Raw genomic sequence first — 20,559 nt, 5'->3', positions numbered from 1 at the left:
GTGCTGCGCTCGTCACTTGCGGTCTGCCTCTGGCCTGCCACCAGGGGCGCTCAAGGGGCACGACGAAGATCACCATACTCCCCACGACCACGGTCGCAAGGCAGCCGCCACGACGCCCCCGGGAACGCCGAAGAGCGACCACCCGGATGGATGATCGCTCTTCGGTGCGTCAGCGTTACAGCCCTCTTACGAGGCCTGCGGCACGCGCGAGTCCGTGCGGACCCGTGAGGTGTTACTTGACCTCGACGGAGGCGCCGGCGGCCTTGAGGGACTCGGCAGCCTTGTCCGCGGCCTCCTTGTTGACCTTCTCCAGGACGGGCTTCGGGGCGCCGTCCACGAGGTCCTTGGCCTCCTTCAGGCCGAGGGAGGTCAGCTCACGCACGACCTTGATGACCTGGATCTTCTTGTCACCGGCGCCGGCGAGGATGACGTCGAACTCGTCCTTCTCCTCAGCGGCCTCGACCGGGGCGCCCGGGGCACCCGGAGCGGCAACGGCGACCGCGGCGGCGGCGGTGACGTCGAACTTCTCCTCGAAGGCCTTCACGAACTCGGAGAGCTCGATGAGGGTGAGGGACTCGAACTGCTCGAGCAGCTCTTCCTGGGACAGCTTCGTCGCCATGTTGGGCGATCCTTCCACTTAATCGGCTGGTGCCGTGATGTACATGTCGGCGGGCGTACTTTCGGCCCGCGTCGACCGCTTCCGCCTCAGGCGGCCGCGGTCAATGTGCGAGCCGAATTACTCGGCACCGCCCTGCTCGTCCTGCTTGGCACGAAGAGCGTCCACGGTGCGGACGAGCTTCGAGGGAAGCGCCTGGAAGAGCTGCGCAGCCTGAGTCTGCTTGCCCTTGAAGGCACCCGCCAGCTTGGCGAGCAGAACCTCGCGGGACTCGAGGTCCGCAAGCTTCTTGATCTCGTCGGCGGACAGCGCCTTGCCGTCAAGGACACCGCCCTTGATGACGAGGTTCGGGTTGTCCTTGGCGAAGTCACGAAGACCCTTCGCCGACGTCACCGGGTCACCGGAGATGAAGGCAACCGCCGTCGGACCGTTGAACAGGTCGTCGAGCGTCGAGATCCCGGCCTCGTTGGCCGCGATCTTGGTCAGCGTGTTCTTCACCACGGCGTACTGGGCGTCTTCACCGAGCGAACGACGCAGCGTCTTGAGCTGCGCCACGGTGAGACCCCGGTACTCGGTCAGCACAGCGGCGTTCGAGCTGCGGAACTGGTCCGCGAGCTCGGCTACCGCGGCAGCCTTGTCGGGCCTTGCCATAAGCGTGGCCTCCTTCCGGGTGATGAGGACCGCTCAGAAGGGGCTGCAGAAAAACGAAACGCCCCGGCACAGGTGCACGGGGCGTAGCTCGACCGGGACTCGCACGCTGTCGAGCAGCGAACTCCGGGAGCACTTCCACAGTCACCTGCGCGGGTCGTCCGCGATTTTCAGCGGATCCTTCGGCCGCCGGACCCTCTTGCGAGAGCACGGCAACGACCAGCGGTCTTTGGCTTCTGTAGGAGAGTACGTGACCCCGTCGCCGTCAGGCAAATCGGGTCCTACGGTGCTCAGCTCCCGCTGAGATCGCCGCTCCCCGCGAGCTCCTTGAACATCTCCATCAGGTCGAAGGTCTCGTCGGCCGGCGGCACCTCGACCTGGGCCTTCGCACCGTAGTCGGAGAGCTTCATGCTCATCTCGATGTTGCCCTCGGGGCTGTCGATGCCGACGTCCATGCGGACCGGGAGGTCGTCCTCGTTGACCCAGACCTCGGTGTCGTAGCCCTTGATGCCGGCCTTCTTCATGCCGGCCAGGAGCTCCTTGCGCTCCTTGGGCTCCAGGACGTCCAACGACTTGTTGGTCGCCATCATCTCCTCGACGGTGAGGGTGCCCTTGTAGTGCTCGGTGTCGGCCCCGTCGATCTTCTCGCTGCCCACGTGCTTGAGGTTGGGCGAGTCCAGGAGCATCGCCAGCTGCTGGGCGGGGTCCTGGTTCATGTCCTCCAGGCCGCCGGTGAGCTGCTTGGTGAGCTCGCCGTCCCCGGACTTCTCGGCCTGCTCGGCCATCGCCCCGAGGTCGAGCTTCATCCAGCGCTTGCCGTCCATCTCCTCGGCGGCGGCCGCGCCCGCGTCGACGTAGACGACGTCGTTCTGCCAGATGATGCGCGCGTTCTTGGGCATGTCCGCGTCCGCGCCGAGCCCGGAGCCCTTCATCGTCATGTCCATGAGCGTCGGGTCCCAGCCCATGATCCCGCTCATGGTCATCTTGCCGCCGTCCGCGCCCGGCACCGACATGGTCATGTTGACCCGGGCGGACTTGGCCTCGGCCGTCTTCTTGTACGCCGCGGTGATGACCTGCGTGACGGAGCGCTTCGTGCCCGTCTTCGCGCCCGTGTCCGTGGCGTCGGCGTCGTTCTTGTCTCCCCCGCCGCTACAGGCCACCGCGCCCGCCAGCAGCATGGCCGTCGCGGCGGCCCCCGCACCTCTACGTCGTACCGAGCCGCGTATGGACATGCTCATGAGTCCCCCCTGGACTGTGTGATTCCTGTTGAAAGTTCGACCAGGACCATATCCCCCACAGGGCTCCCCCGTCCCTCGGGTTTCCGGCCCATGTCAGGACGTGGTGCCGGCGACGGTGCCGCCCTGCTTCTCCAGCAGCTCCTTGAAGTCCTGGGTGTCGCCGGCCGCGGGCTTCTCTGCGGAGATCTTCACGCCGTAGTCGCTGTAGTAGGCGGTCTGGGTCAGGTCTCCGGTGGCCATCGTGCCCTTCTCGACCTTCTTGACCAGCAGATCCTGGTCGTTGACCCAGATGTCGACCTGCTGTGTGGTCACGCCCGCCTGTTCGAGCTGCTTCTTGAGGCCGGCGAGCTGGCTCGCGGTGAGGCTGGAGTTCTTGCCGGCGAGGTCGGCGACGTCGACGGTGCCCGAGTAGTGCGTGGTCTCCTGGCCGCGGACCTTCTCCGCGCCGACCTTCTTCACGTCCCCGGAGGCCAGCAGCAGCTTCACCGACTGGTTGGGCGTGGTGTTCTGCATCTGGTCCCGGAGGTAGGCGCCGGAGCTGCCGCCGAGGTCCGCGAGGTCGTCGTAGTCGTACCGGATCCAGTGCTTGCCGCCGGCCTGCTCGGCGAACTTGTCGCCCATCCGCGCGTAGTAGGCGTCGGGCAGATAGCGGGCCTCCATCGACGTGGTGCCCAGCTGGCGCATGGTGTCGGCCATGGTCCCGCCGGTGTACTCGATGGTCATGGTGCCGGTGATGCCGTCGCCCCAGCCGAGGGCTCCGTCGGCGGTCATGGACATCATCGTGCCCATGGTGGTCGTGGACTCGACCTTGGCGGAGTCGGCGGCGTCGGTGGACTTCTCGGCGGAGCGCAGGGCCGCCACGGGGCTGAGGTTGCTCGTGTCCTTGCCGGACGCCTTGTCGTCCTTGCCGGAGCCTGCCGAGTCATCCGAGGACGTACAGGCAGCCAGGCCGGTCAGCGCGGTCGCTGTCGCGATCGCCAGGGCCGTCCGGCGCATGGTCGTGCTCTTCATTCGTCCCACCCCAATGCGGTTGCTGTGCCCGCACGTTAGCGCGGAGCACTGACACAGGTACCCGCAAATGAGACGGGCCCCGCACCTCGAAAGGTTGCGGGGCCCGCGTCAAGAACGCGTATCGCGACGCGACTGCCGTCAGGATCAGACGGCGGCCGGGTCCTCCTCGACGAGGAGGTTGCGGGTGCGGTTCGGGTCGACCGGGATGCCGGGACCCATGGTGGTGGAGACCGCGGCCTTCTTGATGTAGCGACCCTTGGCGGCGGACGGCTTCAGACGGAGGATCTCCTCCAGCGCGGCGCCGTAGTTCTCCACCAGCTTGTCGTCCTCGAAGGACGTCTTGCCGATGATGAAGTGCAGGTTCGAGTGCTTGTCGACGCGGAACTCGATCTTGCCGCCCTTGATCTCGGTCACGGCCTTGGCCACGTCCGGGGTCACGGTTCCGGTCTTCGGGTTCGGCATCAGACCACGCGGACCGAGCACACGGCCGAGGCGGCCGACCTTGCCCATGAGGTCCGGGGTGGCGACGACGGCGTCGAACTCGTTGAGGCGGTTGCCCGCCGCGATCTCGGCGATCAGTTCGTCGGAGCCGACGATGTCGGCGCCCGCGGCGGTCGCGGCCTCGGCACGGTCACCGGTCGCGAAGACCAGGACCCGGGCGGTCTTACCGGTGCCGTGCGGAAGGTTCACGGTGCCACGGACCATCTGGTCGGCCTTGCGCGGGTCGACACCCAGACGGAAGGCGACCTCGACGGTGCCGTCGAACTTGGTCGTGGAGGTCTCCTTGGCGAGACGGACGGCCTCGAGCGGGGCGTAAAGCTTTTCCCGGTCGACCTTGGCGTCCGCAGCGCGGAGGGACTTGCTGCGCTTGCTCACTACTGCTCCTGTGTGTCTTGAGGAGTCGTGGTATGGGCCGAGCAGGCCCTGCCACGGTGCTACGAAGGTGCTACGAGGCTGGGGTTCAGCCCTCGACCGTGATGCCCATGGAGCGGGCGGTGCCGGCGATGATCTTCGACGCGGCGTCCAGGTCGTTGGCGTTCAGGTCGGGAAGCTTGGTCGTGGCGATCTCGCGGACCTGCGCCTCGGTGATCTTGGCGACCTTGGTCTTGTGCGGCTCGCCAGAGCCCTTCTCGACACCCGCGGCCTTGAGGATCATCTTCGCGGCCGGCGGCGTCTTGGTGATGAAGGTGAAGGAGCGGTCCTCGTAGACCGTGATCTCCACCGGGATCACCCAGCCACGCTGCGACTCGGTCGCGGCGTTGTAGGCCTTGCAGAACTCCATGATGTTGACGCCGTGCTGGCCGAGCGCGGGGCCGACCGGCGGCGCGGGGTTGGCCGCACCGGCGTTGATCTGGAGCTTGATGAGCCCCGTGACCTTCTTCTTCTTGGGAGGCATTGCTCTCTCCGGGTCCTAGTGAGAGTTTTCAGCCGTCCGGTCCGGATGATCCGGATGGAGGCATACCGCACAACGATAACGGGTATCCCTGCGCGGCCAAAAACCGAGCAGGTCAGACCGGCTGCGAAAGCCTGTCTGACCTGATCGGAGGCTTGTGCTCCAGACGAAGCTAGTTCTTCTGGATCTGGTCGAAGGAGAGCTCGACCGGCGTCTCGCGGCCGAAGATCTCGACGAGACCCTTGACCTTCTTCGAGTCGGCGTTGATCTCGTTGATCGTGGCCTGCAGCGTGGCGAACGGGCCGTCGGTGACGGTGACCGAGTCGCCGACCTCGAAGTCCAGCACCTGGACCTCGACCTTACGCTGCGGAGCCGGCTTGCCCTCGGCCTCGGCGGCCTCGCGGGCGGCCTTCTCCTCGGCCTCCGGGGCGAGCATCTTGACGATCTCGTCCAGGGTCAGCGGGTACGGGTCGTAGGCGTTGCCCACGAAGCCGGTGACGCCGGGGGTGTTGCGGACGACGCCCCAGGACTCGTTCGTCAGGTCCATGCGCACCAGGACGTAGCCGGGGAGCTTGTTCTGACGGATCGTCTTGCGGTCGCCGTTCTTGATCTGGACGACCTCTTCCTGCGGCACCTCGGCCTGGAAGATGTAGTCCTCGACGTTGAGCGAGACGGCGCGCTGCTCGAGGTTGGTCTTCACGCGGTTCTCGTAACCGGCGTAGGTGTGGATGACGTACCACTCGCCGGGGAGGGTGCGCAGTTCCTCGCGCAGGGCGACGACGGGGTCCACCGGCTCGGCCGGCTCCTCCTCGGCGTCCTCTTCCTCGTCCTCGACGGCCTCGACGTCGCCGCCGGACTCGGTCTCGGCGTCCTCGTCGGCTTCGTCCTCGACGTGGAGAGCGGCTTCCTCGGCGGGCTCGCCCGCCTCGGCGTCGGCAGCCTCGACCTCGTCCAGGTCCTCGTCCGCGCCCTCGAGGATGTCGAGCTCGTCTTCCACGGACTCGTCCGGCTCGATGGCGTCGTTCAGGTTCTGGTCAGACACGGTGGCTGCTTCTTCCTGGATACATAGGGGTGGAACATGCGAAAGGGGCGCCGGTAACCGCGGCGCCCTTCGCAACATTGCTCAGCCGAAGACGTACTTGGCGGCGTGGTCGAGTCCATAGTCAATCACGGTGACCAGGCCGATCATGACGATCACGAAGACGATCACCACGGTCGTGTAGGTGGTCAGCTGACTCCGCGACGGCCAGACGACCTTGCGAAGTTCCGCGACGATCTGCCGGTAGAAGAGGGCAAGGCGCTTCAGCGGGCCCTTCTTGGCACGCTTACCGCCCTTGCGGGTCTTCTTCGACTCCGACGCCTCATCCTGGGCATCAGGCGTGTCGATGGAGCCCACGGCGTCCGCCATTCGTCCTCACCTGTTCCCGGGTCGTGGCCGTGCCGCGCCCGGTCTGAGCCGCACGGCGGTGCATTACCTGTACGTACATGCGCACACATCCTGGCGGTGTGTGTAGCAGGGCCGGAGGGACTTGAACCCCCAACCGCCGGTTTTGGAGACCGGTGCTCTACCAATTGAGCTACGACCCTTTGTGGTTCTCCCCAAACGTACCGCATCCGCCCGAGTGCTCGGTGTGCACCGGATGAGCGCGGCCGTTGTGAGGCCAACGAGGTGAGAGTGTACGTGCTCCGGAGGCCCCCGTCGAACAGAAAGCGCCCGTAGGGGCTGTGCGGACGGAAGATCGACTGCGCGGCGATCGAAGATCACCCAGGCCACCGCGCGAATCCGGACGGTTGTTCCACGCGTGTTCAGTCTGTGAAACCCGTGTGCCGCTGGCGTTTCCGGTCTGGAACGATGGGCCCATGAGCGCTGCAACCCCTCCCACCGAGCGCCGGGTCTCCGCCCGAGTCGGCGCGATCTCCGAGTCCGCCACCCTCGCCGTGGACGCCAAGGCCAAGGCCCTCAAGGCCGCCGGGCGTCCGGTGATCGGCTTCGGCGCCGGTGAACCCGACTTCCCGACCCCGGACTACATCGTCCAGGCCGCCATCGAGGCCTGCTCGGACCCGAAGTACCACCGCTACACGCCGGCCGGCGGTCTGCCCGAGCTGAAGGCCGCGATCGCCGCGAAGACGCTGCGCGACTCCGGCTACGAGGTCGACGCCTCCCAGGTCCTGGTGACCAACGGCGGCAAGCAGGCCATCTACGAGGCCTTCGCCGCGATCCTCGACCCGGGCGACGAGGTCATCGTCCCGGCCCCGTACTGGACGACGTACCCGGAGTCGATCCGCCTCGCGGGCGGTGTCCCGGTGGAGGTCGTCGCGGACGAGACCACCGGCTACCGCGTCTCCGTGGAGCAGCTGGAGGCGGCTCGTACGGAGAACACCAAGGTCCTGCTCTTCGTCTCCCCCTCCAACCCGACCGGCGCCGTCTACACCCGCGCGCAGATCGAGGAGATCGGCCGCTGGGCCGCCGAGAAGGGCCTGTGGGTCCTGACCGACGAGATCTACGAGCACCTGGTCTACGGCGACGCGGAGTTCCACTCCCTGCCGGTGGTGGTGCCGGAGCTCGCCGACAAGACGATCGTGGTCAACGGTGTCGCGAAGACGTACGCGATGACCGGCTGGCGCGTGGGCTGGGTCATCGGCCCCAAGGACGTGGTCAAGGCCGCGACGAACCTCCAGTCGCACGCCACGTCGAACGTCTCCAACGTCGCCCAGGTGGCGGCCCTGGCCGCGGTCTCCGGCGACCTGTCGGCCGTCGAGGAGATGAAGGAGGCCTTCGACCGCCGCCGCAAGACGATCGTGCGGATGCTCAACGAGATCGACGGCGTGCTCTGCCCGGAGCCCGAGGGCGCCTTCTACGCCTACCCGTCGGTCAAGGCCCTGCTCGGCAAGGAGATCCGCGGCAAGCGTCCGCAGGACACGGTCGAGCTGGCCGCGCTGATCCTGGAGGAGGCCGAGGTCGCGGTCGTCCCGGGTGAGGCGTTCGGTACGCCGGGCTATCTGCGGCTGTCGTACGCGCTCGGTGACGAGGATCTCGTCGAGGGTGTCTCGCGGATCCAGAAGCTGCTGGCCGAGGCCACGGACTGACCTTGAGTGCCGCGCGGGCCGTCTCCTTCGGGGGGGGCGGCCCGCTCGTGTTTGCGTGCGAGCAAGACCACGTTCGGGGAAAGCGCTACCGGGACGGCGGGGACGTACGGCAGGATCCTGGAATGGAGCGTGTACGTGATGTCTCTGAGCTGCCGAAAGCCCATCTGCACCTGCACTTCACCGGTTCGATGCGTCCGGGCACCGTCCTGGAGCTGGCCGACAAGTACGGCGTACGGCTGCCCGAGGCGCTGACCGAAGCACTGACCAGCGGGGAGCCGCCGAAGCTGCGGGCCACGGACGAGCGGGGCTGGTTCCGGTTCCAGCGCCTGTACGACGCGGCGCGTTCGTGCCTCAGAGAGCCCGAGGACATCCAGCGGCTGGTGCGGGAGGCCGCCGAGGAGGATGTGCGCGACGGCTCGGGGTGGCTGGAGATCCAGGTGGACCCGACGTCGTACGCCCCTCGTCTGGGCGGTCTGATCCCCGCCCTGGAGGTCATCCTCGACGCGGTGGAGACGACCTCGCGGGAGACCGGGCTCGGGATGCGGGTGCTGGTCGCCGCGAACCGGATGAAACACCCGTTGGACGCGCGCACGCTGGCCCGGCTCGCCGTGCGGTACGCGGAGCGGGGCGTGGTCGGTTTCGGGTTGTCGAACGACGAACGCCGGGGCATGGCACGGGACTTCGACCGTGCCTTCGCCATCGCGCGGGAGAGCGGGCTGCTGTCGGCGCCGCACGGCGGCGAGCTGGCCGGTCCGGCGTCGGTACGGGACTGTCTCGACGACCTGCACGCCACCCGGATCGGGCACGGGGTGCGGGCCGCGGAGGATCCGCGGCTGATGAAGCGGCTGGCCGACCGGGGTGTGACCTGCGAGGTCTGCCCGGCGTCGAACGTGGCGCTGGGCGTCTACGAGAAGCCGGAGGACGTGCCGTTGCGGACGCTGTTCGAGGCGGGGGTTCCGCTGGCGCTGGGCGCCGACGACCCGTTGCTCTTCGGGTCGCGGCTGGCCGCCCAGTACGAGATCGCGCGGCAGCACCACGGTTTCACCGACCAGGAGTTGGCGGAGCTGGCCCGGCAGTCGGTCCGGGCCTCCGCGGCGCCCGAGGTCGTCAAGGCGCGGATGCTGGCCGGGGTGGACGAGTGGCTGGCTCGCCCGGCCGCCTGAAGTGGGCGTAGGGCGGATACGGCTTGTAGCAGATGTCCACCTCCAGGGGATGCCCGCCGGTGTTGGGCGGCTCAGCCAGGGTGAGAGCCGTCATGAGGGCCATGTGCCCCTCGGCGACACGCTTCTGGCGCGGCCCCCAGCCGGCCGCGTAGGCGAACTCGGTGGCCGTCTGGGCGAAGACGTCTCTGTTGCCGAAGAGGAAGAACGTCCGGGCGTGGGTGGCGTGCCGCAGCTCGTCCCGGGCGTCCGCGCGTGAGTGGCGAGCACGCCAGGACTCCGCGTCCCGCGCGGTGCGGGCCTCGTCCGTGCCTACGGTCAGCGGGGTGCCGTGGGTGAGCCTTCGGCGCAGCTCGGGCCACTGGGTGGCACGCAGGCCGAGACTGTGGTGGGCCAGGACGAGGTCGACTCGCTCGCCCCAGCCCTCGTCGGGCGGGACTCCGTCGCGCAGCGGGACGTGAACGATGGTGTGGCGGGAGTAGGCGGCGAAGGAGAACAGTCCGGCCAGCCGGTTGAGCCCGTCGTGGTCGCCGAGCAGCAGGCCGATGGGGTCGGGGGCACTGAGAGAGGTGTGACGCAGGGGGTGGCGGGGCTGGACGACCCGGTACTCGTGCGGTCCGGTCCGGGGCCTGAACTGGCGCAGCCTCAGCCGCATGCGGGATCCCTCATGGGATCAGGGTCGGGGGTGAGCGGGGTGCGCCGCAACGGAGATTCCCGTTCGGCCGGGCCCTTCAGAGGCTGACGCCGACCGTCACCGGCTCGTTGACCAGCGTGATGCCGAAGGTCTCGCGGACGCCGGCGACGACCTCGCGGGCCAGGGTGAGGAGGTCCTCGGTGGTGGCCTCGCCTCTGTTGGTGAGGGCGAGGGTGTGCTTCGTGGAGATGCGGGCGGGGCCGGTGCCGTAGCCCTTGGTGAAGCCCGCCTTGTCGATGAGCCAGGCCGCGGAGGTCTTGGTGTGGCCCTCTCCCGCCGGGTACGCGGGCGGCTCGGCCGTGTCGCCGAGGTGGGTCTTCACGCGCGCGTGGAACGCGGTGAACTGCTCGTCGGTGAGGATCGGGTTGGTGAAGAAGGAGCCCGCCGACCAGGTGTCGTGGTCCTCCGGGTCCAGCACCATGCCCTTGCCCGCGCGCAGCTTCAGTACGGTCTCGCGGGCGGCGGTGAGGGGGACGCGGTCGCCGGGTTCCACGCCGAGGGCGCGGGCGGTCTCGGCGTACTTGATCGGTGCGGAGAGGCCGTCGGCGTCTTCGAGCTCGAAGGCGACGCGCAGGACGACGTAGCGCTCGGGGTCGGCCTTGAAGCGGCTGTGACGGTAGGAGAAGCCGCAGTCGGCGTTGCCGACGGTGACCGTTTCGCGGGCCCGGCGGTCGTAGGCGATCACCTCGGTGATCGTGGCGGAGACCTCTTGGCCGTACGCACCCACGTTCTGGATCGGGGTCGCGCCCGCGGAGCCGGGGATGCCGGCGAGGCACTCGATGCCGGCGAGTCCTGCCTCTACGGTGCGGGCGACGGCGTCGGTCCAGACCTCGCCGGCGGCGAGTTCGAGGCGGGTGCCGGTGAGCTCGAAGCCCTTGGTGGCGATGACCAGGGCGGTGCCGTCGAAGCCCTTGTCCCCGATGACGAGGTTCGAGCCGCCGCCGATGAGCAGGAGAGGCGTACCGCTGTCGTCGGCCTCGCGCACGGCCGCGATCACCTCGGCGTCGGTGGTCGCCGTGATCAGCCGAGCGGCGGGACCGCCCAGGCGGAAGGTGGTCAGCGGGGCGAGGGGGGCGTCGTGTCGTTCCTGCACGCGCTCAAGGGTACGAGACGCGTCTGACACCGAGCGGGTGGATGCCTGCGGCGGCCCGTCGCAGGCCGGTGGGGGTGTGCGCTGCGGATTGCGGGTGCGGGTGGGTGGGTGGATGCCTGCGGCGGCCTGCGCGGGTGTGGTGGGGGTTCGCGTTGCGCGGTGCGGTTGCGTTGTGGGTCGGTGCCGCACCGGGGGGTGTCCCGCCTGGGGGCGCACGAGACGGCCCCGTCCCGAAGGGCGGGGCCGTCTCGTGGTGGGAGGTCAGACGGCGGCGTTTTCCAGGGCCGGTGTCCGTTCCTCCGTTGCCGTGCCTGCCGCGACCCGAGCGGAGGGCCTCCGCGGGATCAGGAGGGCCGCTACGCCCGCGAGTGCCACCACGCCCGCCCCCGTCACCAGCGCGGGCCGCAGGCCGTCGACGAAGGTCTGGCCCGTCTCGTAGCCGCCCTGGGCGGAGAAGATCGACCCCATGATCGCGATACCGAGGGCACCGCCGACCTCTCGGAGGGCGTTGTTCGCACCGGACGCGACGCCTTGTTCGGACCCACGGACGCTGGACATGACCAGGTTGGAGGCGGGAGCGAAGAAGAGGCCCATGCCGATGCCGCTGATGATCAGGCCGGGGAGCTGGATCGAGTAGGAGGCGTCCACGGTGATGACGGATGCCAGGTAGGCGAGGCCTGCCGCTTGGAGGAAGAGGCCGGTGGCGACGACCGGGCGGCCGCCGATGCGGTCGGAGAGGATCCCCGCGATCGGCGCGGCCAGCATCGGCATACCCGTCCAGGGCAGCATCCGCAGTCCCGCCTCGGTGGGCGAGTAGCCGAGCACACCCTGCATGTACTGGCTGAGCAGGAAGATCGACCCGAACATGCCGAGGAACATCAGAAGGCTGGCCGCGTTGATGCCGGAGAAGGCCCGGGAGCGGAACAGCCGCATCGGCAGCATGGGGTTCTTGGCGCGGGTGCTGTAGAGGACGAACCCGGCGAGGAGTGCCGTACCGGCGAACAGGGACGTGAGGACGAGGTTGTCCGTCCAGCCGTCCGCGGGACCGCGTACGAGGCCGTAGACGATGCCGAAGAGACCGCCGCTGGCGAGGAGGGTGCCGGGGATGTCGAGGGGCGCGCCGGTGCCGTAGGACTCGGCGAGGCGGAGGCGGGCGAGGGGGATGAGGGCGATGCCGAGCGGGACGTTCAGCCAGAAGATCCACTGCCAGGAGATGTGTTCGGTCAGGCTGCCGCCGATGAGGGGCCCGGAGGCCACCGCGAGTCCGTTGACGGCGCCCCAGATGCCGTACGCCATCCCGCGCTTGGCCGCGGGGACGGCCGCCGTCAGGAGGGTGAGGGTCAGCGGCATCATGATGGCCGCGCCCACGCCCTGCACCGCGCGGGCCGCGATGAGGCTGTCGATGCCGGGGGCCAGGGCCGCCGCGGCGGACGCCACGGTGAAGACCGCCAGTCCGGCGAGGAAGAGCCGGCGGCGGCCGAAGCGGTCGCCCAGGGCCGCGCCGAACATCAGCAGGACGGCGAAGGTGAGGGTGTAGGCGCTCACCGTCCATTCCAGGTCGTGCAGCCCGCCGCCGAGGTCCTCGCGGATGGCGGGCAGGGCGGTGGTGACGACGAGGTTGTCGAGGGCCGCCATGAACCCGGCGACGCTGGTGATGACGAGAGCCCAGACGGCTCCCCCGCGTGGTGTCTTCTGTGCGGCTTGCTGTGACATCGCTCCCCCAGAGCTTTCTGGATCGTTGGGTAGTTATTGATTACTAACTTTCGCGCTCATGAAAGGGCGCCGCCGACGCCCGTTCCACCACTCAGTGCTCGAGTCGGCCCTTGGCCCGCGCCGACGGATACAGCCCTTCCCACACCCGGTGCTCGGGCGGGAACCCCATGGCCACCAGGCAGTTGACGAGCATGCCGTACGCCAAGAAGGTCGTCGTCTCGTTCACGTCGGCACCCAGCGGCAGATGGACCGTGTCCCACAGCCGCATCCAGCCGTCGCGCACCTCCGCACCGAACTCGTGGTCGCCCTCCTGCTCGGCGGCCGCCACCGCGACGTACATCTGCATCTGCATCATCAGCCGCTCCGGCCGCTCCGCGATGACCTTGGTGTACGCGTCCGCCATGGAGTGCAGGGCCTCTTCGCCCTGAAGCCCCTCGGCGGCCTCCGCGAACGTGCGGATCGTGTCCTCCACGCATCGCTGGGCGGCCGCCAGGAAGATCGCCTTCTTGCCGGGGAAGAGCCGGAAGAGATACGGCTGCGAGACCCCGACCCGCTTGGCGATCGCCTCGGTCGACGTGCCGTGGTAGCCGCCGCGGGCGAACTCGATCGTCGCCGCGCGGATCACGCTCTCGCGCCTCTCCTCTGCGCTCATCCTGACCATGCCAGTAAGTTAGTACTCAATCACTAACTACGTCAAGGGACGTCAACGGCCGTCAAGAGGCTCGGAACGTCTTCACCCCATCGACCGTTGGGGCCGGTAGGGGGCCTGCCATCAGTAAGGGGCGCCCCACCATGGAGAACGCCCCTTACCTCACCCGCAGATCAGGCCAGCCGTACAACCGCCCGGGACATCCCCAGCACCTTCTGCCCGGCGCTGGTCGCCGTGAGGTCCACGCGGACCGTGTTGTCGTCGAGCTTGGCCGCGACCTTGCCGCTGACCTCGATGACGGCGCCCTGGTCGTCGTTGGGGACGACGACGGGCTTGGTGAAGCGGACGCCGTACTCGGCGACGGCGGCCGGGTCGCCGACCCAGTCCGTCACCACGCGGATCGCCTCGGCCATGGTGAACATGCCGTGCGCGATGACGTCCGGCAGCCCGACCTCCTTGGCGAACTTCTCGTTCCAGTGGATCGGGTTGAAGTCCCCGGAGGCGCCCGCGTACTGGACGAGAGTGGCGCGGCTCACGGGAAAGGTCTGGGCGGGCAGTTCGGTGCCGACCTCGACGTCTTCGTATGCGATCTTCGCCGTCATGTTCTTCGTCACGCCCCCTCTGCCGCGCGCGCGACCAGCTTCGTCCAGGCCGTCACGACGTGCTCGCCGGCCTCGTCATGAACCTCGCCACGGATGTCCACGATGTCGTTGCCCGCCATGGACTTGATCGCCTCGATGGTCGAGGTGACCGAGAGCCGGTCACCGGCGCGGACCGGGCGGGTGTAGGCGAACTTCTGGTCGCCGTGCACGACCCGGCTGTAGTCCAGACCCAGTTGCGGGTCCGCCACGACCTGTCCGGCGGCCTTGAACGTGATGGCGAACACAAAGGTCGGCGGGGCGATCACATCGGGGTGACCGAGCGCCTTGGCGGCGTCCGGGTCGGTGTACGCCGGGTTGGCGTCCCCCACGGCCTCCGCGAACTCGCGGATCTTCTCGCGGCCCACCTCGTAGGGGTCGGTGGGCGGGTAGCTCCGCCCCACGAAGGACTGGTCGAGCGCCATGGGCTCGGCACCTCCTGATCACTGGGTACTGGCCGGTATCGGCTCAGGAACGACGCGAGGCCGCCCCCTGGAGTACAGGGGACGGCCTCGCGTACGAGCCTGATTTATCGCGTTTCGCGGTGCGCGGTGTGCGCGTTGCAACGCGGGCAGTGCTTCTTCATCTCCAGTCGGTCCGGGTTGTTACGCCGGTTCTTCTTGGTGATGTAGTTCCGCTCCTTGCACTCCACGCAGGCCAGCGTGATCTTCGGGCGGACGTCGGTGGCAGCCACAGGAGTGCTCCTTGACGAACGGATGGGACGATTAACGCATAGAAGAGTAGCCGATCGAAGGACCGACCCCGCAATCGGCTACTGTCAGTAGCGGTGACCGGACTTGAACCGGTGACACAGCGATTATGAGCCGCTTGCTCTACCGACTGAGCTACACCGCTGTGATGCGATCGGTTCCCACCTTGCGGCGGGAACCTCTCACACCAGAGCCCCAATACGGAATCGAACCGTAGACCTTCTCCTTACCATGGAGACGCTCTACCGACTGAGCTATTGGGGCGAGCGATGAAGACATTACACGCTCGGCCGCCGTTCACCCAAATCCGTTTCCGGTCCTCGTCCATGCCCCCTCCGCGGCCCGTCCGGAGGGCTCTCCGGCCGCCTGCCGGGCGGCCTGTCCAGGGGTCCTCCCACCGGCCCCTGAGGCCTCTCCCGTACGACGAACCACACCGGTACGACTATTGCGCTCCTCCCCGCCGCGAGCGGATCACCGCCCTAGGCTCGACTCACTCTGCGTGATCTTGCGTCCCCGTCCGCAGCCCCGAGCCACGAGCCTTGAGCCCCTGGAGCGCGATGCCCGACAGCCAGCCGCAGCCGCCCCCCTCCTCGTCCTCCTCGGGCCCGGCCGACCCCACCTCAATCCTGCTGTGCGGGGCACGGCTGACCGACGGCCGGACCGTGGACGTACGGCTGGGCGGCGGGCGCATCGAGGCGGTCGGCACGGCGGGCAGCCTGGCGGCGGACGGCACGCGCGCGTGCGGTGCGCGGGTGGACCTCAGCGGCTATCTGCTGCTCCCGGCGCCGGTCGAGCCGCACGCCCATGGCGACACGGCCCTGTCGGCCGACGAGGGCGGCCCGGTCTCCTACGACCCCCAGGACGTCCAGCGCCGGGCCACCGAGGCGGCTCTGCTGCAGCTCGGACACGGGGCGACCGCGCTGCGGGCACACGTGCGCGTGGGCGACGTCCAGGGGCTGGGCGCGCTGGCCGCCGTACTCCAGGCGCGGCGCTCGCTGCGCGGGCTCACCGAGCTGACCGCGGTGGCGATGCCGCGGGTGCTGACCGGGGTGGCGGGGGCGGAGGGACTCGCGATGCTGCGGGACGCGGTGAAGATGGGTGCCTCGGTGGTGGGTGGCTGCCCGGACCTCGATCCCGATCCGACGGGTTATGTGCAGGCGGTGCTGGATGTCGCCTCCGAGCAGGGCTGCCCCGTCGATCTGCACACCGACGGCACCGACCCCGCCCGCCTCGCCCGCCTCGCGGCGATGGCGGGCGGACTGCGTCCCGGCGTGACCCTGGGCCCGTGCGGCTTCCTGGGCCGGCTGCCCTCCGAGATCGCCTCCCGCACCGCCGACCAGCTCGCCGCGGCCGGGGTGACCGTGGTGTGCCTGCCGCAGGGCGGCTGCGGGGGCGTGGAGCGGCGCGGTACGGCTCCGGTACGGCTGCTGCGGGCGGCCGGGGTGCGGGTGGCGGCCGGCAGCGGTGCGCTGAGGGACGTGTCGAACCCGGTGGGACGCGGGGATCCGCTGGAGGCGGCCTATCTGCTGGCCTCGCGGTACGGCCTGCGCCCCGAGGACGCCTACGACGCGGTGAGCACCTCCGCCCGGACCGTGCTGGGGCTGCCCGAGGTGCGCGTGGAGGCGGGGTTTCCGGCCGAGTTGCTGGCGGTGCGCGGGGACCGGCTCGCGGGGGCGTTGTCGCTGGCGTACAGCCGGATCGTCGTGCATCGGGGGCGGGTGGTGGCGCGGACGAGTGCGGTGCGGGAGTTCTGCGACTCGGCGGCGGCGGTGGAGTTGGGGTTGCCGCGGCAGGGGCGGGGGGAGTTGTCGTAGGCGGGTGTGGGAGGGGAGTCCTAGGCGGGCGCGGGTCGGGTGAGTCGTGGGCGGCGGGTACGGGAGGGGTGAGTCGTGGGCGCCGGGTGCGGGTCGGGTGAAATGTCGTAGGCGGGTGAGATGTCGTAGGCGGGTGCAGGTCGAGTGGCGGGGAACCGCGAACACCCGCCACGGCGCCCCACTCGCCCACCAACCGAACCGGCAATCACAACCGTTCCGGCGTACGGTCGATGCATGCGCATTGTCATCGCTGGTGGACATGGTCAGATCGCGCTGCGGCTGGAGCGGCTGCTCGCCGCGCGCGGGAACGAGGTCGCGGGAATCATCCGCAACGCCGAGCAGGGCGACGACCTGCGGGAGGCCGGTGCCGAGCCGGTGCTCCTGGATCTGGAGTCGGCCTCGGTCGAGGAGGTCGCGGCCCATCTTCAGGGCGCGGACGCGGCGGTCTTCGCGGCGGGCGCGGGTCCGGGCAGCGGCGCGGCCCGCAAGGACACGGTGGACAAGGGTGCGGCGGTGCTGTTCGCGGACGCGGCGGTCCGGGCCGGCGTACGGCGTCATGTGGTCGTGTCGTCGATGGGCGCCGATGCGAAACACCAGGGCGACGACGTCTTCGACGTCTACCAGCGCGCCAAGGGCGAGGCCGACGACCATGTCCGCGGGCTCGACGCCCTGGACTGGACGATCCTGCGCCCGGGTGCGCTGACGAACGACGCCGGTACGGGCCTCGTACGGCTTGAGGCGCACACGGGTCGCGGTCCGGTCACACGCGACGATGTGGCCGCCGTGGTGGCGGAGTTGCTGGAGACCCCGGCGACGGCCGGGCTGACCCTGGAGCTGGTCGGCGGGTCGACGCCGGTGTCGGTGGCGGTGAAGGCCGTGGCCGGGAACTGAGGGTGGCGGTACGGGGTTGCCGGGCGCGGAAGTTCGCGGCCGGCCATTCCCCTCGTACGGCTGGAAGGGCTTCGGCTCGACGGGGACGGACCGGTGGCTCGTATGGATGTACGAGCCAGGTTCGTAGGAGCAGTCCGTCGGAACGGTCTGTCGGAACAGCCGTGGAGACCGCCGTGGGAACTGCCTGTCAGAACAGGGGCATCTGGCCCGGGATCTCCGGGATCACATAGCCGTCCAACGACGGCTGGGCCGCGCCCAGTTGGGCCTGGCGGCGGGAGCCCGGGCAGGAGGTGAGCGCGCCGTTCTCGCGGGCGCCGGGCGGGTCGTGTCGCGCGAAGCGACCGGCGACGACGGCGATCTCGCGGCGGCATTCGGGGCAGTTCCTACGGCGGCTGGGCATGTGATCAGTGTGCCCCGCGCGGGCTGGTGTCGTGCGTGTCAGACGGGTGGTGGCCGGGTCCTCGGTCTGAGCGCGACGGCGTCGGATCCGGCCAGTGCCGATCGGCCGGAACTGCCTTGTTCTCGCGGGACGGGCGGGCTCGCGCCCGCACTAGCATGCCCCTGCGCCACCTGCCCGATGCCCTCCGGGACCCGATCGCCCGCCCGCCCCCGCCGCTCGCGAGCCGCAGGAGACCCCATGGACGAGGACCACGGCACGGACTTCGACGGACTCGCCGAGGCGTACGAACGCATGGCCACGGCTTTGCCGCTGCGCGAGTACGTCGAGGCCCACACCTTGTTCGGGCTGCTGGGCGATGTCGAGGGCAAGGCCGTCCTGGACCTGGGCTGCGGCAGCGGCCTGTACACCCGACGGCTGCGCGAGCTCGGCGCCTCGGCCGTGACCGGGATCGACAGCGCCGAGGGCATGCTCGACTTCGCCCGGCGCCGCGCGGCCGCCGCGGGGCTCGACATCACGTACCTGGCGCGTGCGGCCACGGACCCGCCCGCCGGGGGCGATCCCGAGCTCGACGGCCGCTTCGACCTGGTCTCCTCGGTCTACGTGCTCTGCTACGCGCCCACCCGCGAGACCCTGACCGGCTTCTGCCGCACCGCGCGCCGGGCCCTGCGTCCGGAGGGCGGCCGGTTCGTCTTCGCCACGCTCAACCCCGACGTCGCCGTCGAGCCCGGCTGGTACACGCACTACGGCATCGACTTCACCATCGCCCCGGCCGCCCGGGACGGCGAAGAGGCCCCGGCGGTGATGAAGGTGCCCGGCTTCGACGAGTTCCCGCTCCTCCCCTACCGGTGGTCGCGACGGACGTACGAGGAGGCGCTGCACGAGGCGGGGTTCGGCAGCGTCGGCTGGGTGTGGCCGCGGGTCTCGGACGAGGGGGTCGCGGCGCACGGCGAGGAGCACTGGGCCAACTACCTCACGATTCCTCATGCGTTGTACGTCGAGTGCGTGGCCTGAGACGCGGCGCCCGAGGTCCGTCTCGGCTCTCCCAGTTCGGCACCGAACTGCCGGAGTGGAGCGGCGACTTGGCGGGGTGGGGGGCGTGAGTGCCGGAGAGGAAGCCGTCGCGGCCGGAACTGGTCCGCGAGTGGCCCGGATCTTGCCTGTCAGGCCCGCCTCATCACGCGGCTCCCTGCCGTCGCCCCTGCCGTCGCCCTGCTCCCCTGAGCGTCCTCAGGGATCTCGCTCAGCCGGTCGCCGATGTCGCTTTGCACTCGGTCAGAGGTACCGCCACGGCGAGTTGACGCTGCGATCTCCTCCACGGCCTTGGCTATACGCCGGTGAAGCAGGCCTGCGATCGCTCGGGTGCCGAGTTCGGCATCGGGGTGGTCCTGGACGTCGCCCAGCCTGGTGAGCACAGCGACGAGGCTGGGACCAGACACGTGGGAGTTGGTGCGCGACTTCACGCAGACTCGGGTGGCCGGAGCTCTGGGCGAATGGCGCGAGTTGTAGTCGCCGTACGACTGTCGCCGGGCCTGGCGGCCTTGAGCTTCCAACTGCTGTCGGCCATGGCCCACGTCGAGCCAGCAGCGTCGTACCCGCGCCGATCACAGCTCCTACCAGAGCCGATGCCGGAGACAACCAATCCACGCAAGTCCACGGCAGGAGCAGCGGTTCAGCGCTGGACATCAGGCACCAGATTGTGCGGGGCGTTGCCCTCAGTACGTCAACTGCTCGCCTCTGGGCTCCAGCATTCGGGCCCGACACCGCGCCACACGATCCACGGTGCCTCCGCCACCTCCGCAGCGTCGATCTCCATCCCGGCTCGACGGAGGAACTCCGCGATGTCGGCCAGACCGTGGGCAAGCCCCAGAATCTCGCCGTTCACGCGTACGTGCCGGCCGCCAGTGGGCAGCGGCGGATGCACGATCACGCGCGTCGGTCCTGACGCGCCTCCAGGATCATCAGGGACGTCCGGTCCCGCATTCCAGCACGTCATCGATGAAGCCGCTCACTCGTGTCCCCGCCCGAACGTCCCACGCCTCGCAGCTCCCACCACGCCCCAGGGCTTGGGCGCCGCTGCTCCCAATAGGGATGGAAGTACAGCTGCACAGACAGCCGGTACAGGCGTCGGCGCAACTCGGTGCAACCGGACTGCTCGGCAAGCTGTCGGTAGGTGGCACTCCACTCCTGCTGCACCTGGGGGAGGTCATCGGGGAACGGTCGCATCACAGAATTCAATCATGTGTTCGATTTTTTAGGCCACCAGAGCCGCCTCCGTATCACCTGAAGAGACGGCAAGCGCCGGCCACAGCCATCAGAGCGTCGCGCTCAGGAAGTTGCCCCTAGGTGCCGAGTCCCGCGACACCGAACACGACACCACACCCGCGAAGTTGGTCCGCGCACTGCCTGGAAACCCTGATCAGCCCCGGGATCCGCGCGTCACAGCGTGAGACAAGTCACCCTGTTTCGATTCGCTTCGAAAGATCGTCCCGGAACATGAAGAGACCCCCTCCATGCTGCGTTTACGCAGCATGGAGGGGGTCTTCCCCAGTGTGGCGGCGCCAGGATTCGAACCTGGGAAGGCTGAGCCGGCAGATTTACAGTCCTCTCAAGATCGCCACTCGCAACCCTGCCTGACCTGCGACTCAGCCCCAGCTGTGCGCCAGATGAGGCAATTCCGTCCACGTCTCGTCCTGATCTTGAGAACAGAGACCCACCTACGCTTCCCCTGCATCGCGCGGACAGCTTTGACGGGACATCGTTCACTCAACCCGGTACATGGTCAGCGGAAAGCTTCCCTCAGTCGC

The 20,559-nt window shown here is 69.1% G+C and carries 22 protein-coding genes and 3 tRNA genes; 5 read left to right on the top strand and 20 right to left on the bottom strand.

The genetic code is table 11. The features are described 5' to 3' along the window. Positions 1 to 232: 232 nt before the first annotated feature. The 9 genes from rplL to ACFY0U_RS39100 form a co-directional block, all read right to left on the bottom strand. The gene (gene rplL, locus ACFY0U_RS39140) at positions 233 to 619 is read right to left on the bottom strand and encodes a 50S ribosomal protein L7/L12 (protein WP_388644284.1); all 387 of its coding nucleotides are present in this window, start codon (positions 617 to 619) and stop codon (positions 233 to 235) included. 117 nt (positions 620 to 736) lie between these two features. Then, the gene (gene rplJ / locus ACFY0U_RS39135; RefSeq protein WP_388644281.1) at positions 737 to 1,267 is read right to left on the bottom strand and encodes a 50S ribosomal protein L10; all 531 of its coding nucleotides are present in this window, start codon (positions 1,265 to 1,267) and stop codon (positions 737 to 739) included. A 287-nt stretch (positions 1,268 to 1,554) separates the two neighbouring features. Next, positions 1,555 to 2,496: a hypothetical protein gene (locus ACFY0U_RS39130; RefSeq protein ID WP_388644363.1), complete on the bottom strand. Its 942-nt coding sequence runs from the start codon at positions 2,494 to 2,496 to the stop codon at positions 1,555 to 1,557. A gap of 99 nt (positions 2,497 to 2,595) precedes the next feature. Then, complete coding sequence (locus ACFY0U_RS39125; protein ID WP_388644279.1) at positions 2,596 to 3,513, bottom strand: hypothetical protein; 918 nt, start codon at positions 3,511 to 3,513, stop codon at positions 2,596 to 2,598. 144 nt (positions 3,514 to 3,657) lie between these two features. Continuing rightward, positions 3,658 to 4,389 carry a 50S ribosomal protein L1 gene (gene rplA, locus ACFY0U_RS39120; RefSeq protein WP_388644277.1) on the bottom strand — a complete coding sequence of 244 codons (732 nt, stop codon included), beginning with the start codon at positions 4,387 to 4,389 and terminating at the stop codon, positions 3,658 to 3,660. A gap of 85 nt (positions 4,390 to 4,474) precedes the next feature. Then, the gene (gene rplK, locus ACFY0U_RS39115; RefSeq protein WP_020132675.1) at positions 4,475 to 4,909 is read right to left on the bottom strand and encodes a 50S ribosomal protein L11; all 435 of its coding nucleotides are present in this window, start codon (positions 4,907 to 4,909) and stop codon (positions 4,475 to 4,477) included. A 169-nt stretch (positions 4,910 to 5,078) separates the two neighbouring features. After that, entirely contained in the window at positions 5,079 to 5,948 is an 870-nt protein-coding gene (gene nusG, locus ACFY0U_RS39110) for a transcription termination/antitermination protein NusG (protein ID WP_388644274.1), read from the bottom strand. A gap of 81 nt (positions 5,949 to 6,029) precedes the next feature. Further along, positions 6,030 to 6,314, bottom strand: a complete 285-nt coding sequence (gene secE / locus ACFY0U_RS39105) for a preprotein translocase subunit SecE (RefSeq protein WP_046262539.1) — start codon at positions 6,312 to 6,314, stop codon at positions 6,030 to 6,032. Positions 6,315 to 6,420: 106 nt separating this feature from the next. Beyond that, positions 6,421 to 6,493 (bottom strand) — tRNA-Trp (locus tag ACFY0U_RS39100). A 273-nt stretch (positions 6,494 to 6,766) separates the two neighbouring features. Between ACFY0U_RS39100 and ACFY0U_RS39095 the strand changes: the two genes are divergently transcribed. Further along, positions 6,767 to 7,993 (top strand): pyridoxal phosphate-dependent aminotransferase, encoded by a 1,227-nt coding sequence (locus ACFY0U_RS39095; protein ID WP_388644272.1) that lies wholly within the window; start codon positions 6,767 to 6,769, stop codon positions 7,991 to 7,993. 122 nt (positions 7,994 to 8,115) lie between these two features. Beyond that, positions 8,116 to 9,156, top strand: coding sequence for an adenosine deaminase (locus ACFY0U_RS39090; protein WP_388644269.1), 1,041 nt, complete (start codon positions 8,116 to 8,118; stop codon positions 9,154 to 9,156). On the opposite strand, the gene ACFY0U_RS39085 is transcribed toward ACFY0U_RS39090, so the two are convergent. The 9 genes from ACFY0U_RS39085 to ACFY0U_RS39045 all read right to left on the bottom strand — a co-directional run bounded on the left by ACFY0U_RS39085 (position 9,101) and on the right by ACFY0U_RS39045 (position 14,914). After that, positions 9,101 to 9,808 carry a hypothetical protein gene (locus ACFY0U_RS39085; protein WP_388644267.1) on the bottom strand — a complete coding sequence of 236 codons (708 nt, stop codon included), beginning with the start codon at positions 9,806 to 9,808 and terminating at the stop codon, positions 9,101 to 9,103. The genes ACFY0U_RS39090 and ACFY0U_RS39085 overlap by 56 nt on opposite strands. 76 nt (positions 9,809 to 9,884) lie before the next feature. After that, the gene (locus ACFY0U_RS39080; RefSeq protein ID WP_388644265.1) at positions 9,885 to 10,940 is read right to left on the bottom strand and encodes a UDP-N-acetylmuramate dehydrogenase; all 1,056 of its coding nucleotides are present in this window, start codon (positions 10,938 to 10,940) and stop codon (positions 9,885 to 9,887) included. A 261-nt stretch (positions 10,941 to 11,201) separates the two neighbouring features. Further along, entirely contained in the window at positions 11,202 to 12,653 is a 1,452-nt protein-coding gene (locus ACFY0U_RS39075) for a DHA2 family efflux MFS transporter permease subunit (RefSeq protein WP_388644264.1), read from the bottom strand. A 91-nt stretch (positions 12,654 to 12,744) separates the two neighbouring features. Then, entirely contained in the window at positions 12,745 to 13,314 is a 570-nt protein-coding gene (locus ACFY0U_RS39070; protein WP_388644263.1) for a TetR/AcrR family transcriptional regulator, read from the bottom strand. Positions 13,315 to 13,475: 161 nt separating this feature from the next. Next, positions 13,476 to 13,904, bottom strand: a complete 429-nt coding sequence (locus ACFY0U_RS39065; protein WP_388644361.1) for a MaoC family dehydratase — start codon at positions 13,902 to 13,904, stop codon at positions 13,476 to 13,478. A gap of 8 nt (positions 13,905 to 13,912) precedes the next feature. Then, entirely contained in the window at positions 13,913 to 14,365 is a 453-nt protein-coding gene (locus ACFY0U_RS39060; RefSeq protein ID WP_046262533.1) for a MaoC family dehydratase N-terminal domain-containing protein, read from the bottom strand. 104 nt (positions 14,366 to 14,469) lie between these two features. Beyond that, a complete protein-coding gene (rpmG, locus tag ACFY0U_RS39055) occupies positions 14,470 to 14,634 on the bottom strand; it encodes a 50S ribosomal protein L33 (protein ID WP_003948671.1) in 165 nt (54 codons plus the stop codon). Positions 14,635 to 14,722: 88 nt separating this feature from the next. Further along, positions 14,723 to 14,795 (bottom strand) — tRNA-Met (locus ACFY0U_RS39050). Positions 14,796 to 14,841: 46 nt separating this feature from the next. Further along, positions 14,842 to 14,914: transfer RNA gene (locus ACFY0U_RS39045), tRNA-Thr, on the bottom strand. Positions 14,915 to 15,207: 293 nt separating this feature from the next. Here ACFY0U_RS39045 and ACFY0U_RS39040 point away from each other — a divergent pair. Both ACFY0U_RS39040 and ACFY0U_RS39035 read left to right on the top strand, forming a co-directional pair. Continuing rightward, positions 15,208 to 16,464: an amidohydrolase family protein gene (locus ACFY0U_RS39040; protein WP_388644260.1), complete on the top strand. Its 1,257-nt coding sequence runs from the start codon at positions 15,208 to 15,210 to the stop codon at positions 16,462 to 16,464. Positions 16,465 to 16,698: 234 nt separating this feature from the next. Then, a complete protein-coding gene (locus ACFY0U_RS39035) occupies positions 16,699 to 17,355 on the top strand; it encodes an SDR family oxidoreductase (protein WP_388644259.1) in 657 nt (218 codons plus the stop codon). A gap of 187 nt (positions 17,356 to 17,542) precedes the next feature. On the opposite strand, the gene ACFY0U_RS39030 is transcribed toward ACFY0U_RS39035, so the two are convergent. Next, on the bottom strand, positions 17,543 to 17,755 hold the full coding sequence (locus ACFY0U_RS39030; protein ID WP_388644257.1) for a hypothetical protein: 213 nt from the start codon (positions 17,753 to 17,755) through the stop codon (positions 17,543 to 17,545). A 237-nt stretch (positions 17,756 to 17,992) separates the two neighbouring features. Here ACFY0U_RS39030 and ACFY0U_RS39025 point away from each other — a divergent pair, with 237 nt between their 5' ends. Continuing rightward, positions 17,993 to 18,766: a class I SAM-dependent methyltransferase gene (locus ACFY0U_RS39025; RefSeq protein WP_388644255.1), complete on the top strand. Its 774-nt coding sequence runs from the start codon at positions 17,993 to 17,995 to the stop codon at positions 18,764 to 18,766. Between the two features lie 709 nt (positions 18,767 to 19,475). Here ACFY0U_RS39025 and ACFY0U_RS39020 read toward each other — a convergent pair. Next, a complete protein-coding gene (locus tag ACFY0U_RS39020) occupies positions 19,476 to 19,682 on the bottom strand; it encodes a hypothetical protein (protein WP_388644253.1) in 207 nt (68 codons plus the stop codon). Positions 19,683 to 20,559: the final 877 nt, after the last annotated feature.

The organism is Streptomyces sp. NPDC001536 (assembly GCF_042894505.1).
In the GTDB taxonomy this organism is placed as follows: Bacteria; Actinomycetota; Actinomycetes; order Streptomycetales; family Streptomycetaceae; genus Streptomyces.
Note: the sequence above shows the minus strand (reverse complement) of the source record. Positions and strands in the feature narration are given on the sequence as shown.